The following is a 14,867-nucleotide window of genomic DNA, read 5'->3' as shown; positions in this document are numbered from 1 at the left end:
GAATTATTCGTAACCCATTTTTCTCATGTTGACGCGAGAGCGAGAGGAGCAGGCAATGACCATCGAAATGTATGAAGGCAACACATTCAACCAAGGCACCCAGATCAAGGTGATCGGCGTCGGTGGCGGTGGCGGCAATGCGGTCGAGCACATGATCGCCAACAGCGTGCAAGGTGTCGAATTCATTTCGGCCAACACCGATGCGCAAGCGCTGGAGCGTTGCCATGCCCACCGCGTGATCCAGCTGGGTGAAACCGGCCTGGGCGCGGGCAGCAAGCCTGAGAACGGCCGCGAGGCTGCCGAATCCGCGATCGAAGACATCCGCGCTGCGATCGTGGGCTCGCACATGCTGTTCATCACTGCCGGCATGGGGGGTGGCACCGGCACCGGCGCTGCGCCGGTGATCGCTCGCGTGGCCAAGGAGATGGGCATCCTGACCGTGGGCGTGGTGACCAAGCCTTTCGAATGGGAAGGCAAGCGCCGCATGTCCAATGCCGATGGCGGCCTGAGCGAGCTCGAGGCCAATGTCGACTCGCTGATCGTGGTGCTCAACGAAAAGCTGCTCGATGTGCTGGGCGATGACATCACCCAGGACCAGGCCTTTGCGCATGCCAACGATGTGCTGAAGAACGCCGTGGGCGGCATCTCCGAGATCATCAACGACCACGGCTACATCAACGTCGACTTTGCCGACGTGAAGACCGTGATGAGCGAGCCCGGCAAGGCGATGATGGGTACGGCAACGGCCAGCGGCCCGGACCGTGCACGCATCGCGGCGGAACAAGCCGTTGCCTGCCCGCTGCTGGAAGGCATCGATCTGTCGGGTGCCAAGGGCATCCTGGTGCTGGTGACCGCGACCAAGGGCAGCCTGAAGCTGGCCGAATCGCGCCAGGCGATGAGCACCATCAATGCCTACGCCTCGCCAGAGTCGCACGTGATCTTCGGCGCGGCTTACGACGAGACGCTGGGCGACGAGATCCGCGTGACCGTGCTGGCCACTGGCCTGTCGCGTCCCGTGGCCAAGCGCCAGCCGATCTCGGTGATCCAGGGCAGCGCCGGTCTGCGTACCGGTACCGACGATATCGCCTACACGCCCCAGTCGGTCAACAGCCCCGTCTCGGGCCTGGGTGTGCAAAATGCGGTGCCGATGGGGAATGCCTTTGCCAACGACTTTGCCGACAAGAAGACCCCATCGGTCTGGCGCACGGGCCGCAATGCGGCTTCGGCCCGCGTCGATGCGATGTCGTCGAGCGGCATGGAAGACCTGGAGATCCCTGCGTTCCTGCGCAAGCAGGCGGATTGATTGCCTTGCAGGGCTTTTGCAAAAGCCGGTCCAGACCTTGAGATGGACCGGCTTTGAATACGACGCGCTGAAACCTTTCGGGGGTTCAGCGCGTTGTTATTTAAAACCTGTTTAAAGTCTTCTCGCGCCGCGACAGTGTTTGAACAGGTTCTTATAGGGCTGCGTGGTTGTTCGCTGTCCGCCGCCTGCCGTGGCAGTTACTGCATGGGCGGCGTTGTGCACAGATTGGCCGACAAGGCAAGTGTTTGTCCTACAAGGCTTGCGCTATCTGGGTGATTGACATATTTACGCGTCCCGAGTGGACGTACGGCGTAAAATCAACAAGTTATGCTCCAGCAACGAACCATCAAGTCTTTAACCCGTGCCGTCGGCGTGGGCCTGCACAGCGGCCAGCGGGTCGAGCTCACCCTGCGCCCGGCCCAGCCCAATACGGGCATTGTGTTTCGCCGGGTCGACCTGCCCGAGCCGGTGGATATCCCGGTCAACGCCGAAGCGGTGGTGGACACCCGTATGGCTTCGACCCTGGGCAAGGGCGATGTGCGCATCCATACGGTCGAGCATGTGATGTCGGCCTGCGCCGGCCTGGGCATCGACAACCTCTATATCGACGTGACGGCCGAGGAGATCCCGATCCTCGACGGCTCGTCCGCCTCCTTTGTGTTTTTGCTGCAGAGCGCTGGCATTGAGCTGCAGAATGCGGCCAAGCGCTTTTTGCGGCTGACCAAGCCGGTCGAGATCCGCCAGGGCGAGGGCGCTGCCGAAAAGTGGGCGCGCCTGGACCCCTACCATGGCTACAAGCTGCGCTTCGAGATTGATTTCTCGCACCCGGCGGTGGATTCCACCGGCCAGACCTATGAGTTCGACCTGGGCATCGGCAACTACAGCCGCGATATCGCCCGGGCCCGCACCTTCGGTTTTACCAAGGATGTGGAGATGCTGCGCTCCAACGGTCTGGCGCTGGGCGGTGGCCTGGACAATGCCATCGTGATGGACGATTACAAGGTGCTCAACAGCGACGGCTTGCGCTATGACGACGAGTTCGTCAAACACAAGATCCTCGATGCCATTGGTGACCTGTACATCGTGGGCTATCCCTTGCTGGCCGCCTACAGCGCGTTCCGCTCGGGCCATGGCCTCAACAACCTGCTGCTGCGCGAGCTGATGCAGCGCCAGGATGCCTGGGACATCGTCACCTTCGACCATGTGCGTGAAGCCCCGCAGGGCTTCGCCCAGTCTGCGCTGGCCTGGTAAGGCGGCTGGCACCGATGCTGCTGTTCCGCTGGGTCTTCATGCTGCTGGTGCTGCTGGCGGCCCTCAGCTTTTGCTTTTACCTGGGCACGGGCCAGCGCCGCTACCGGCAGTGGTCGCTGCTGCTGATCAAATGGACCGTCGTCGCGGGCCTGGCCTTCTTTGCTGTGCTCTTTGTGGGCCGCATGGTCTGAGGCCGCAGGCCGTTTTTTGCAGGTGCGCGACAGGTAAAGTGCGGTAAACCCCGGGCGGCAGCAGGCGCGTGCATTCCCGCCCCAGCCCTCTGCCCATGCGGTTTTCCCATCCTCCCCAACTTTACAAAGGGCGCCGGCGGTGCCTGTGCGCCCTCGGCGGGTAAACGGTGGCGCGCTGAAGGGCGTTAAACCTCCATGGGGGCACCTTGCCGCTCGCACCAGCCACTGCTGGTTCACCTGAAAGGATTCCGTCATGATCAACCACCAAAGCCGTTTCAGCCGCCTGGCAGGCCTGGGCAGCCTGGCCCTGGCATTGGCCGGTGCGCTGGCCTTCAGTGCGCCCGTACAGGCCCAGCCTGATGGCCGCCATGGTGACCGCCATTACCAGCGCGATGACCGCCGTGGCCACGGCGATCACCGCCGCTGGGAGCGCGAACGGGAGCGGGACCGCCGCTACCATGAGCAGCGCCGGGACTACCGCCATGACCACCGTCCGCCTCCCCGCGTCGTGGTCGTTCCAGACCGTGGCCGTGGCGTAGGTCCGCGCAACGACTGGTACCGCGGCGGCTATGTGCCAGCTCCGTACCGGGGCTATAGCTATGTCGTCGGTGACTGGCGCGGCCACCGCCTCAGTGCACCACCCCGTGGCTACCAATGGATCCAGTATGGCGGTGACTACCTGCTGATCGCCATTGGCACCGGGTTGATCGCCAATATTGTCATCAATGGTTATTGAGGCGCTGCGAAGTCGCGATAATTGAGGGTTTGCATGGCGCCATCAACGAACCTTTAGAGGGCGCCTTACTCCAAAGCTTACTTTGGTGGTTGCACCTTATGCCGAGCGCTGCTTCACGGAGCGCACGGATCCACGCATAAGGAGCCTGTAGCCGGCCAGACCTGTGCACGCTAGCGATGCACAGGTTTTTTTTTGCCTGCGCGCTGCGGGCGGTGAGGGTTGCCGGGCCGCTCTGGCTGGGGCCGTCTCCGCTAGTAGCTGCGCCCGGCCTTGTACATCGCGTGCTGGCGGCGCTGCAGGGGGCTGGCCTCGGCCACGCGCGCCATCGCCAGACCGGCATGGGCGTGGGTAATGGCCAGGCCCAGCGCATCGGCCGCATCGGTGCCGGGCAGGCCCGGCAGCTGCAGCAGGCGGCGCACCATCTCCTGGATCTGGTTCTTGGCGGCACGACCATGGCCGACCACGGCCTTTTTCATCTGCAGCGCCGTGTACTCGGCAACCGGCAGGTTTTGCGACACCAGCGCCGTCAGCGCGCAGCCCCGGGCCTGGCCCAGCAGCAGGGTTGATTGGGGATTGACATTGACGAACACGATTTCCACCGAGGCCATGTCCGGGTGGTAGCGCTGGCTGACTTCGCAGATACCGTCAAAGATCATCTTCAAGCGGCCGGGCAGGTCGCCCAGGTTCAGCGTGGTGGTGCGGATGGTGCCGCTGGCCACATAGGACAGGCGCTGGCCATCGACGTCGATGACGCCAAAGCCGGTGGTCTGCAGGCCAGGATCGATACCGAGGATTCTCATGCGGTTCAAAAGGGGTAGCGAAGGTGTCGCCGGTCAGGGGAGCTCAGCATAGCGCATGCGTGCAGCAATGGTGGCGGTGCGGCGGTTCAGGTAGGCGGAGTTGGGGTTCTTGTCCGCGCCCTTGGGGTTGGGCAGCATGACGGCCAGGCGCGCTGCCTCGTAAGCATTCAACTGGGCGGCCGATTTGCCAAAGTAGCGCTGCGCAGCGGCCTCGGCGCCAAAGATGCCATCGCCCCATTCGGCATGGTTCAGGTACAGCTCCAGAATGCGCTGCTTGGTCAGCAGGAACTCCAGGCTGTAGGTCAGCAGCAGCTCCTGGCCTTTGCGCAGCAGGCTGCGCTCGGACGACAGCAGCAGGTTCTTGGCCAGCTGCTGGGTGATGGTGGAGCCGCCCATGATCTTGACCGGCGGGCCCGCTTGCACCGAGCTCGGGTCAAAAGCCTCACCGCGCCGCTCAGCCTGGGCCTGGGCGCGTGCCACCGCTTTTTCCTGGCGCTGCTCGGCACGCTCCATGGCCTTGGCATTGCGCGCGCGGGCCTTTTCAATCGCATCCCAGAGCACGCCGTCGTGGTTGACAAAGTCGTCGTCCTCGGAAGCGATCACGGCGCGCTGCAGGTTTTGCGATATCTGCGCCAAAGGCCGCCATTGCTGGCGCCAGTGCAGCTGCCCGTCCTGGCGCAGCTGGCGCCAGGCTTCGCTGCGCTCGAAGGCGGTGGAGGCCGGATCCACGCTGGCCATCACCGCGATGCGTGCGATGAAGAACAGCTGCAGCGCGATGCCCAGCAGCAGCGCCCATCCGATCCAGCGCGCAATCGCTTTCATGGATGGGGCCTGCCGGGAAGAAAGTGGGTGGGCATCGGCGCTTGCGCTCAGTGGGCGTCCAGTTCGCTGCGCAGCTGCGCCAGCACGGGCTGCGACGGAGGGCGCATGCCGCGCCACAGCGCAAAGGCTTCGGCCGCCTGCTCGACCAGCATGCCCAGGCCATCGCGGCCCTGGGCACCGTGTTGCGCGGCCCATTGCAAAAAGGGCTGGGCAGCGGGGCCGTACATCATGTCGTAGGCCAGCGCGCCGGGGCGCAGCACATGGCCAGCCACCGGAATGGCCGCGCCCTGCAGGCTGCTGGCAGTGGCGTTGATCACCACGTCGAAGGGGCCTTCGAGTGCGCCGGCTTCCAACGCCAGCAACTGGGTGGCCGAGTTCTGGACCAGGTCGGCATGCTGGGCCACCAGATCCTGGGCCTTGGCATGGGTGCGGTTGCAGACCACGAGCAGCGCCGGTGCCTGTGCGATCAGCGGTGCCAGCGCACCGGCAGCGGCGCCGCCGGCACCCAGCAGCAGCACGCGTTGGCGGGCCAGTGCCACACCCGCATTGCGCACGATGTCGGCCACCAGGCCCAGGCCATCGGTGTTGTCCGCATGGACGCGGCCATCTGCGCCCACCACCAGGGTGTTGGCTGCGCCCGCGCGGCGCACCCGGTCGCTGCGGCTGTCGGCCAGGCGTGCGGCGTCCAGCTTGAAGGGCACGGTCACATTCATGCCGCGGGTGCCTGTTTGCACCAGCTGGCGCAGGGCCGCGTCAAATTCGTCCAGCGCCACCAGCTCGGCCTCATAGACCAGCGCCTGGTCGGTCAGCTGTGCAAACAGCGTGTGGATGCGGGGGGAGCGGCTGTGGGCAATCGGGTTGCCCATCACGCAATAGCGGTCTGGAAGGGGCATGGTGGTAGGGGCCTGGGCCATGGCGGCTGCGCATTGAGGACGCTGGCCGCGCATCGCATAAAAAGGGCATGCGCTTGGGGATACCGTGGCGACCTGTCGACGCCTGTCAGGATGCCGCTCAAGCGCCTGCCACTTTACTGCAAATTGGCCGTTTCCAATGTCTGCTCGCGGGTGAAGCGGAATTTGGAGACCACGGCAATCTGGTCGGCCTTGGCGCGCAGCGCGGGCCCGAAGTGGCCAAAAGGCCCGCTGCTGACGGCAATGGCCTCGGCCCGGCGGTCCAGCTGCTGGTTGCCCGAGCTTTTGTAGACCTCGGTGCCCAGCACGCGGCCGTCATGGTTGACGGTCATGATCATCACCAGCTCGCCATAAAGCTTGCGGCCACCGGCTTCGGGGAAATTGCTGGTACCCCGGTCCTCGACCTTGCGGCGCAGCTGGTCGTAGTAGATGGCAAACACCTCTTCACGCGTGGCGGGGCTGATGTAGCGCTTCTTGGGGCGGGCGTTTTCTTCGTGGATGCGCTTTTCGATCTCGGCCAGCATCTTGAGCAGCTGCTTGTGCTTTTCTTCCTGCTCGATGTCGGCCTGCGTTGCGCTGGCCTTGCGCGTATCGGGCGGCTGGTACTGGGCCAGCTGGTTGCGCAGGTCGGCGAGCAGCTGCATCTGCTGCGCCTGCATCGCATCGAGCTGGCGCTGGCGCTCTTCAAAGTCATCCCCCATGTTGGTGATGGCCGAGTAGGGCATGGGGCTGGTGGCGCGCTCCTGGCTGTTGGCCGATTCGCCGCCGCCGGCCAGGTTGGCCTGGGCGACGGCCTGGGCCTTGTCAGGAGGCGCGTCGTTGGACTTGGCGTTGACCAGAATCACTTCGAGCGGGGTGTCCTCGAACACCCGGTCAAAGGCCTGGGGGTCGACAAAGCGGATGCTCAGGATGGCAGCGTGCACCAGCACAGACACGGCCAGCGCCAGTTGCAGCGTGGACAGCGATCGAAGAAATTGCAAAAACTTCACGGTTCCGGGTTAATCGGTTTTTGTGGTCGCCGCGTCCTCACCGTCGCTCATGTCCACCGCGATTGCGATGGGCCCAGCCACAGCCTCCTCCTCGTCTTCTGGCGACTCTGTCTCGGCCTGGTTGGCCTGTTCGTCGTCCAGTCTCTCCAGCACCGTTCCTGTCACATCCAGCGTGATCTCGTCGATCTCGCCGAGCTTGACCCGGACCTGGGCACCACGCGGCAGACTCTGCGCACCCAGCACCGGAAACACCAATGGTAGTTCATCTGCGCGCACCAGCATGCTGCCCGCCGGGCCTTCCTTCATAACTGTTGCGGTGAGGTCACTGATGTGGTTCTGGGTCAGGTACTTCAGGGTCCAGTAGCGCTCCATGCCGGCCTGGTAGCCGTTGTAGGCACTGTAGGCGGCGTCAAAGCCGCTGATGATCGAGAACAGCTCCGCATCCTTGGGCTTGAACGGTGCAACCAGGGCAGCGGTGGCGCCGTGGCGGGCACAGGCAATGATTTGCCACTGGTTGACCAGGTCGGTGTAGCGGCGCAGCGGCGAGGTGGCCCAGACATAGCTCTTGACGCCAATGCCCGCGTGCGGCAGCGCCTTGGTGGACATGCGCACCTTGATGCCCGGTGCCAGACTGGCCTGGCTGCGGTAGATACCGGGCACACCATAGTCGGCCAGCAACTGGCCCCAGCTGCTGTTGGCGACGATGGCTGCTTCCGCCACGATCAAATCGAGCGGTGCGCCGCGCTTGCGCACGGAGATCTGCACGGTCTCGGTGCCGTCGGGCACCTGGTCGCCATGGCCTTGCAGGCGGAAGTTGTAGTCGGGGCGGTTGAAGTTCTCGGGCTTGCCGCGCACCTCTTCGCGGCCCGCCTTGAGGTGGCGCGAGAGGCGGTAGAGAAAGCTCAGCTCGGCGCGCTTGTCCAGCAGGGACTGGGGCGTGTCTTCGACCTGCAGCGCCGGATCAGTCAGCCAGGCTTCGGTGGCGATATGGTCGAGCTTGTCGTAGCGGAAGTTGGTGACGACGGGCACGCGCTCCAGGCGCGTTTCCTTGTTCAGCACTTCCAGCGTTGCTTCGTCATAGGTGACGTAGAGCGACACTGCCGGGTTGGCGCGGCCTTCATCCAGCGTGTAGATCTGCACCACTTCGTCGGGCAGCATCGTGACCTTGTAGCCCGGCATGTAGACGGTGGAGTAGCGGCTGCGGCCCAGGTGGTCGAGCGCCGAGCCGGGCTCGATCGCCAGACCAGGCGCGGCAATGTGCACGCCGACGATCACCTGGCCAGAGCCCAGGCCCTGTACCGACAGCGCATCGTCGATTTCGGTCGTGGCCGAATCGTCGATGGAGTAGGCCTCCACCGTGGCCAGCGGCAAATCGGCCGGTGGCAGCGGCGCCGTGACCGCGGGAAAGCCCGTGCCCTTGGGAAAGTTGTCAAACAGGAAGCGCTGCCAGTGGAACTGGTAGGACGAATCGATGGCGCCGGCCTTTTGCAGCAGCGCCAGCGGTGCCAGCTGCGCCTTGCGGCTGGCCTCGACGACCGCCTTGTACTCCGGCGCGTTCTTGTCGGGGCGGAACAGGATCTTGTAGAGCTGCTGCTGCACCGGGGCCGGGCACTGGCCATTGACGAGCTCGACCGCCCAGGCGTCGATCTGCGCCTGGAGCTGGGCCTTTTTCTCGATCGCGGCCAGCGCTTGCTGCACGATCTCGGCCGGCGCCTTCTTGAAGCGGCCCTTGCCCGCGCGGCGGAAGTAGTGCGGTGCCTCGAACAGTTTGAAGAGCGCGGCCACCTGTTCGGTGATCGAGGCGTTCTCGGAGAAGTAGTCGCGTGCCAGGTCGGCAAAGCCAAACTCCTGCTCGGGCGCAAACTCCCAGGCGAGCTGGGGGTCGATGTCGTCCGACAGGGTTTGCGCCTGTGCGATCAGCTCGGCAGGCGTGGGCTTGTCAAATTTGAGAAGCAGGTTCGCGGCCTTGACCTTGACCCGTTTGCCGGAGTCCAGTTCAATTTGTGCAGAGCTTTCAGCTTCGGAGAGGATACGGCCGGCCAGAAATTTGCCAGCGTCGTCGAACAGTGCATACATAACCGCGCATTTTCCCATGCGGGATGGTCCCGGGGCGCGGCCGCAGGTTTTTTTGCGTGGGGGTTCTGGCCGGCCCCCTGCGGGCGGGCCAGCCGGCGCGGGTTTTACCAGCCCAGGAACTTGTCGATCTGCGGCAGGTAGCTCTCAAAGTTGGACAGCGCGTGGTCGCTGCCCTCGTCCAGCAGCAGCTGTGCGGCAGGGTAGCGCGCCACCATGTCCTGCCAGTGCAGCACCTCGTCACCCATCGCAGCGATCAGCAGCTGGGCAGCGGCCGGGGGCTGGCCGCCGACATTCAGCGCCTGCAGCTCGTCCAGGTATTCCGGACGGAAGAAGAAAGATTCCTCCGGCTTGTGCCAGGCGGTTTGCTCGCCCAGGTGCTGCTCGAGCGTGACCCAGGGCGTTGTCGACGGGTTGATCATCACGCTCTTGCAGCGCAACTGCTGGGCCACCCAGCTGGCATAGAAGCCGCCGAGCGAGGAGCCGACGACTGCCAGGCTCTCGGGAGGCAGGCCGGCCCAGCTGCGGGTGGTCTCCAGCAGCAGATCGGCCGCCTGCCGGGGCGAAGGGGGCAGCTGTGGTGCGCACCACACGACATGCGGGCGGGTGTCTGCTATATGGCGCTGCAGGCGCTGGGCCTTGGCCGATTGGGGGGAGGAGCGAAAGCCGTGCAGATAGAGCAAGTGGGTGGTCGTCATGCACAAATGATAGCGCGCAGACCGCCACCGCTAAGGCATTGACAACCTTAGTTGTTTTGTTGAATGGATGTGGTTCGGGTGACACATGTAAAACCGGTCTTTACCGCTAGCGCTTTCGGGCGTTCTGTGCCAAGCAGGGATAATGGCGGCCATGTCCGAAGTTCTTGATAAACCGAATCTGTTCCAGCGTCTGTTGCCGATGCTGCGCGGTTATGACTGGCCACTGATCTTCATCATCGGCATGCTGGCCGCCATCGGACTGACGGCCATGTATTCCGCCGGATTCGACCATGGCAGCCGCTTTTCCGACCATGGCCGCAACATGCTGCTGGCGCTGGGCATCTTGTTGGTGGTCTCGCAGATCCCTCCGCACCGGCTGGCCAGCTTTGCATTGCCGTTGTATGGCTTGGGCGTTGCGTTGCTGGTTGCGGTGGCCCTGTTCGGTATCACCAAGAAAGGCGCGCAGCGCTGGGTGAACCTGGGCATTGTCATCCAGCCCAGTGAGCTGCTGAAGATTGCGATGCCGCTGATGCTGGCCTGGTGGTTCCAGCGCCGCGAAGGGGCCTTGCGCCCGGCCGACTTTGTCGTCGCGTTTGCGATTCTCATCATCCCCGTTGGGCTGATCATGAAACAGCCGGATTTGGGGACCTCCTTGCTGGTCATGGCCGCCGGCCTGGCGGTGATCTATTTTGCCGGCCTGTCGTGGAAGCTGATCATCCCGCCGGTGCTGGTGGGCGTGGTCGGGCTGCTGCTGATCGCCATCTATGGCCACCACCTGTGCGAAGACGGCATGGACCTGGTGGTGCTGCATGAATACCAGCGCCAGCGCGTTTGTACCTTGCTGGACCCGACCCGGGATCCGCTGGGCAAGGGATTTCACATCATCCAGGGGATGATCGCGATTGGCTCGGGGGGCTTCATGGGCAAGGGTTTCATGGCAGGCACGCAGACCCATCTGGAGTTCATTCCCGAGCGCACCACCGACTTCATCTTTGCTGCGTTTTCCGAAGAGTTCGGTCTTGCCGGCAACCTGCTGCTGATCTTTTTCTTTCTGCTGCTGGTCTGGCGCGGGCTGGCCATTGCGATGCGCGCGCCGACCTTGTTTGGCCGCCTGATGGCCGGTGCGGTGGCGATGATCTTTTTCACCTATGCCTTTGTCAACATGGGCATGGTCAGTGGCATCCTGCCGGTGGTGGGCGTCCCCTTGCCCTTCGTCAGCTACGGGGGCACGGCCATGGTCACCCTGGGGCTGGCGCTGGGCATCCTGATGTCGGTCGCCAGATCGCAGCGCCAGTTGGCGCGGGAGCAGGCGCCGCGCCTGTGAGCCCCTTTGGGCAGGGGTGCCAGGGGCTCCGCCATTGAAAATACCCCCGTCAGCCGCAGATGCTGGGGAGGCAGCGGCTGCGTTGCTGGCCGCCACAAATCAACGCATGGGCCCACGGCCATTGCGCAAGCCCTAAAATCTCCGTTATGAATGCACCTTTTGACCTTGCTGTGGCCCAGCCGCTGGCGGCTTCCACCGAACAACGACTGGAGATGGCGCGCAGCCTGCTGCTGACGCCCTTTGGTCTCGATGAAAGCCACCTCACGCGTGCGCTGGCGGACATCCGCGCCCACAAGGTGGACGATGCAGACCTGTACTTCCAGTACACCCGGGCCGAAGGCTGGAGCCTGGAAGAGGGCATTGTCAAGACGGGCTCTTTCTCGATCGACCAAGGTGTGGGCGTGCGTGCCGTCGCCGGGGAGAAGACGGCCTTTGCCTATTCGGATGACATCTCGCTGGCGTCGCTGTTGGACGCCGCCCATACGGTGCGCAGCATTGGCGCGCAAAGCCAGTCGCGCCAAGTGCGTGTGCCGGGCAGGAAGATTGCACTGAGCCGCTCGCTCTACCCGGATCTGGACCCGATTGCCAGCCTCGACAGCAACGCCAAGGTGGCCTTGCTGGAGAAGGTCGAGAAGCTGGCCCGCGCCAAGGACCCGCGTGTCAAGCAGGTGATGGCCGGCCTGGCAGCCGAGCACGATGTGGTGCTGGTGGCCCGTGCCGATGGCACCCTGGCGGCCGATGTGCGCCCGCTGGTGCGCCTGTCGGTCACGGTGATTGCCGAGAGCAAGAGCCGCCGTGAAGTGGGCTCGGCCGGCGGCGGTGGCCGTTTCGGTCTGGCCTATTTTGACGATGCGCTGGTGCAGCAGTATGTGGACGAGGCCGTCAAGGCGGCGCTGGTCAACCTGGAATCGCGCCCTGCGCCTGCCGGTGTGATGACCGTGGTACTGGGCCCGGGCTGGCCCGGCGTGCTGCTGCATGAGGCGGTGGGCCATGGCCTTGAAGGTGACTTCAACCGCAAGGGCTCGAGCGCCTTCAGCGGCATGATCGGCCAGCGCGTGGCGGCCAAGGGTGTGACGGTGCTGGACGACGGCACGATCGCCGACCGCCGCGGCTCGCTCAATGTGGACGACGAAGGCCAGCCCACGCAGCGCAATGTGCTGATCGAGGACGGCATTCTGAAGGGCTATATCCAGGATGCGATGAATGCACGCCTGATGAAGGTCAAGCCGACAGGCAACGGCCGGCGCGAGAGCTATGCCCACATCCCCATGCCGCGCATGACCAATACCTACATGCTCGGGGGCGACAAAGACCCGCAGGAGATCATCGCGTCGATAAAAAAGGGCTTGTACGCGACCAATTTTGGTGGCGGCCAGGTCGACATCACCAGCGGCAAGTTTGTGTTCTCGGCCAGCGAAGCCTACTGGGTGGAAAACGGCAAGATCCAGTACCCGGTCAAGGGCGCCACCATTGTGGGCAGCGGCCCCGAGTGCCTCAAGCATGTCAGCATGATCGGCAACGACATGCGCCTGGACAGTGGCGTGGGCACCTGCGGCAAGGAAGGCCAGAGTGTGCCAGTCGGCGTGGGCCAGCCGACCATGCGCATCGATGGTTTGACAGTCGGCGGTACGGCCTGATGGCCCACGCCAGCCGCTTGATGGTCTGCGGCTAAAAGCCAGATGCAACCCAGCGCCTGCGCGGCTTCTGCCGCGCAGGCGTTTGTTTTTAGACATCTTTCTTCAGCGTGTCTTTCTGAGGGTTGCAATAAAACTGCGTATAACGACAAATCGGCAATATATTGATGTGATTTCAATGTAGAAATCGGGATTTTTGCAATTTTTGTGCGTTTTGTACAGAATGATGAATTACGCCGCCCGCGGATGTGGTACATTGAAAAACATGCAAGCACGTAGCGCTTTTACCTTTTACTTTTGGTTCTCTGTCCCAGGCGGACGAGAGGTCTAAGAGCGCGCGAGCACCTAAACCTCCCAGACAACCGCCGAAGCTGCAAAGCCCGGCGGTTTTTTGTTGCATAAACCACCCACACATTCAGGATCCTCAGATGACTCAGCAAGCCCAACCCACAAGCGATGCTTGGTATCGCGGTGTCGAGAAAACCAGCCAAACCGACGACCAACGTATCAAGGACATTACTGTGCTGCCGCCACCCGAGCATCTGATCCGCTTCTTCCCCATCAACGGAACGCCCGTTGAATCGCTGATCAGCAACACCCGCCAAAACATCCACAACATCATGTCCGGCACCGATGACCGCCTGCTGGTCATCATCGGCCCTTGCTCGATCCATGATCCGCAGGCTGCGCTGGAATACGCCCGCCGCCTCAAGGCCGTGCGCAAGCAGTACGAAGGCACGTTGGAGATCGTCATGCGGGTCTACTTCGAAAAGCCCCGCACCACGGTCGGCTGGAAGGGCCTGATCAACGACCCCTACCTCGATGAGAGCTACCGCATCGACGAAGGCCTGCGCATTGCGCGCCAGCTGCTGATCGAGATCAACCGCCAGGGCGTCCCGGCCGGCAGCGAGTTCCTGGACATGATCTCGCCCCAGTACATTGGCGACCTGATCAGCTGGGGTGCGATTGGCGCGCGCACCACCGAAAGCCAGGTGCACCGCGAGCTGGCCTCGGGCATCTCGGCACCGGTGGGTTTCAAGAATGGCACCGATGGCAATATCCGCATCGCCACTGATGCGATCCAGTCGGCCAGCCGCCCGCACCACTTCCTGTCGGTGCACAAGAATGGCCAGGTCGCCATCGTGCACACCAAGGGCAATACGAACTGCCACGTGATTCTGCGTGGCGGCAAGACGCCCAATTACGATGCCGCCCACGTCGCTGCGGCCTGCAAGGATCTGGAGGCCGCACACCTGCCCGCGACTTTGATGGTCGACTGCAGCCATGCCAACAGCAGCAAGCAGCACGAGAAGCAAAAAGAGGTCGCGCGTGATATCGCGCAGCAGATCGAAGGCGGCTCGCGCAGTGTGTTTGGCGTGATGATCGAGAGCCACCTGCAGGCCGGTGCGCAAAAGTTCACCCCGGGCAAGAACGACCCGGACAGCCTGGAATACGGCAAGAGCATCACCGACGCCTGCCTGGGCTGGGACGATTCGTTGGCCACCCTGGCTGAGCTGTCCGACGCCGTGCAGGCGCGCCGGGTGCGCGCAAATACCGAGGAGACCGCCGCTGCAACGGTGTAAGCTGGCGACTTTGGGGGCCGTTGCTTGCCCCTCAGCACCACCAACAAGGGATTGTCATGCGCAATGAGGTACGGGTTCTGCTCGAGGATGGACAAGAGTTTGTCCATGGCTTTGACAGTGACGAGGCGATGTCCAACGAGGAGGGCCGCCGCTGGCTGGACCAGGAGTTTCTGCGCATGGACTGCGAGCCATTGCGCGCCAGTGGCAAGGTGCTGATCGTCGACAAGGTCGTCGTCGTTGCCAAGGCGGCCGGCGCGCAGTTGCTGGGCGATGCCCAGTGGCTGGCCCAGTTTGCCCGTGCCAGCGTGGGTGCGGTAGGCCGCCCCACGGTGGTGGTGAATACCAAGGCGATGACGGCCTCGTTCTGAGCCCTCGGGTGTCCGGTATGCGCTGACGTGCAAAAGCGGGGCTGCCAACGCCCGCTGGTGTGTCCAAAAAAACCTGCTTGTCTCCAGCAGGTTTTTTCTATTGTGGAGAATGTTTCGTTAAACAGCCGCTATCGATTGGGCTGGGAAGGGTGTCATTCGCATCAGCAGTGTCATCTGGTCAATG

Annotated in this window: 14 protein-coding genes; 8 read left to right on the top strand and 6 right to left on the bottom strand. The window is 63.5% G+C overall.

Annotated elements, in window-relative coordinates; translation table 11 throughout:
- The first annotated feature begins 55 nt into the window (after nt 1-55).
- The 4 genes from ftsZ (at nt 56) to ACHWUQ_RS00755 (ending at nt 3,481) form a co-directional block, all read left to right on the top strand.
- Nucleotides 56-1,303 carry a cell division protein FtsZ gene (ftsZ, locus tag ACHWUQ_RS00770; RefSeq protein WP_021026171.1) on the top strand — a complete coding sequence of 416 codons (1,248 nt, stop codon included), beginning with the start codon at nt 56-58 and terminating at the stop codon, nt 1,301-1,303.
- Nucleotides 1,304-1,630: 327 nt separating this feature from the next.
- Nucleotides 1,631-2,554: a UDP-3-O-acyl-N-acetylglucosamine deacetylase gene (lpxC, locus tag ACHWUQ_RS00765; protein ID WP_394680055.1), complete on the top strand. Its 924-nt coding sequence runs from the start codon at nt 1,631-1,633 to the stop codon at nt 2,552-2,554.
- Nucleotides 2,555-2,568: 14 nt separating this feature from the next.
- Nucleotides 2,569-2,745, top strand: a complete 177-nt coding sequence (locus tag ACHWUQ_RS00760) for a hypothetical protein (protein WP_239810686.1) — start codon at nt 2,569-2,571, stop codon at nt 2,743-2,745.
- Nucleotides 2,746-2,998: 253 nt separating this feature from the next.
- Nucleotides 2,999-3,481, top strand: coding sequence for an RcnB family protein (locus ACHWUQ_RS00755; RefSeq protein WP_312417419.1), 483 nt, complete (start codon nt 2,999-3,001; stop codon nt 3,479-3,481).
- Nucleotides 3,482-3,732: 251 nt separating this feature from the next.
- Here the strand turns inward: ACHWUQ_RS00755 and ruvC are convergent, their stop codons facing one another.
- The 6 genes from ruvC to ACHWUQ_RS00725 all read right to left on the bottom strand — a co-directional run bounded on the left by ruvC (nt 3,733) and on the right by ACHWUQ_RS00725 (nt 9,774).
- Complete coding sequence (ruvC, locus tag ACHWUQ_RS00750; RefSeq protein ID WP_394680054.1) at nt 3,733-4,281, bottom strand: crossover junction endodeoxyribonuclease RuvC; 549 nt, start codon at nt 4,279-4,281, stop codon at nt 3,733-3,735.
- Between the two features lie 33 nt (nt 4,282-4,314).
- Complete coding sequence (locus tag ACHWUQ_RS00745; RefSeq protein ID WP_312529275.1) at nt 4,315-5,103, bottom strand: transglycosylase domain-containing protein; 789 nt, start codon at nt 5,101-5,103, stop codon at nt 4,315-4,317.
- Between the two features lie 47 nt (nt 5,104-5,150).
- Entirely contained in the window at nt 5,151-5,996 is an 846-nt protein-coding gene (aroE, locus tag ACHWUQ_RS00740; protein WP_394680053.1) for a shikimate dehydrogenase, read from the bottom strand.
- A 134-nt stretch (nt 5,997-6,130) separates the two neighbouring features.
- Entirely contained in the window at nt 6,131-7,003 is an 873-nt protein-coding gene (locus ACHWUQ_RS00735) for an energy transducer TonB (RefSeq protein ID WP_239810690.1), read from the bottom strand.
- Between the two features lie 9 nt (nt 7,004-7,012).
- Nucleotides 7,013-9,079, bottom strand: coding sequence for a ribonuclease catalytic domain-containing protein (locus tag ACHWUQ_RS00730; RefSeq protein ID WP_239810691.1), 2,067 nt, complete (start codon nt 9,077-9,079; stop codon nt 7,013-7,015).
- A 104-nt stretch (nt 9,080-9,183) separates the two neighbouring features.
- Nucleotides 9,184-9,774, bottom strand: a complete 591-nt coding sequence (locus tag ACHWUQ_RS00725) for a YqiA/YcfP family alpha/beta fold hydrolase (RefSeq protein WP_394680052.1) — start codon at nt 9,772-9,774, stop codon at nt 9,184-9,186.
- Nucleotides 9,775-9,925: 151 nt separating this feature from the next.
- Here ACHWUQ_RS00725 and rodA point away from each other — a divergent pair, with 151 nt between their 5' ends.
- The 4 genes from rodA (at nt 9,926) to ACHWUQ_RS00705 (ending at nt 14,683) form a co-directional block, all read left to right on the top strand.
- The gene (rodA, locus tag ACHWUQ_RS00720) at nt 9,926-11,098 is read left to right on the top strand and encodes a rod shape-determining protein RodA (RefSeq protein WP_312833772.1); all 1,173 of its coding nucleotides are present in this window, start codon (nt 9,926-9,928) and stop codon (nt 11,096-11,098) included.
- 146 nt (nt 11,099-11,244) lie between these two features.
- The gene (gene tldD, locus ACHWUQ_RS00715; RefSeq protein WP_312529284.1) at nt 11,245-12,735 is read left to right on the top strand and encodes a metalloprotease TldD; all 1,491 of its coding nucleotides are present in this window, start codon (nt 11,245-11,247) and stop codon (nt 12,733-12,735) included.
- A gap of 425 nt (nt 12,736-13,160) precedes the next feature.
- Nucleotides 13,161-14,315, top strand: coding sequence for a 3-deoxy-7-phosphoheptulonate synthase (locus ACHWUQ_RS00710; protein ID WP_373450519.1), 1,155 nt, complete (start codon nt 13,161-13,163; stop codon nt 14,313-14,315).
- 56 nt (nt 14,316-14,371) lie between these two features.
- Nucleotides 14,372-14,683 (top strand): hypothetical protein, encoded by a 312-nt coding sequence (locus tag ACHWUQ_RS00705; RefSeq protein WP_239810696.1) that lies wholly within the window; start codon nt 14,372-14,374, stop codon nt 14,681-14,683.
- Nucleotides 14,684-14,867: the final 184 nt, after the last annotated feature.

The organism is uncultured Comamonas sp. (assembly GCF_964277875.1).
Lineage (GTDB): Bacteria > Pseudomonadota > Gammaproteobacteria > Burkholderiales > Burkholderiaceae_C > Comamonas > Comamonas sediminis.
The sequence above is the reverse complement of the archived record's forward strand: the minus strand, read 5'-3'. Positions and strand labels throughout refer to the sequence as shown.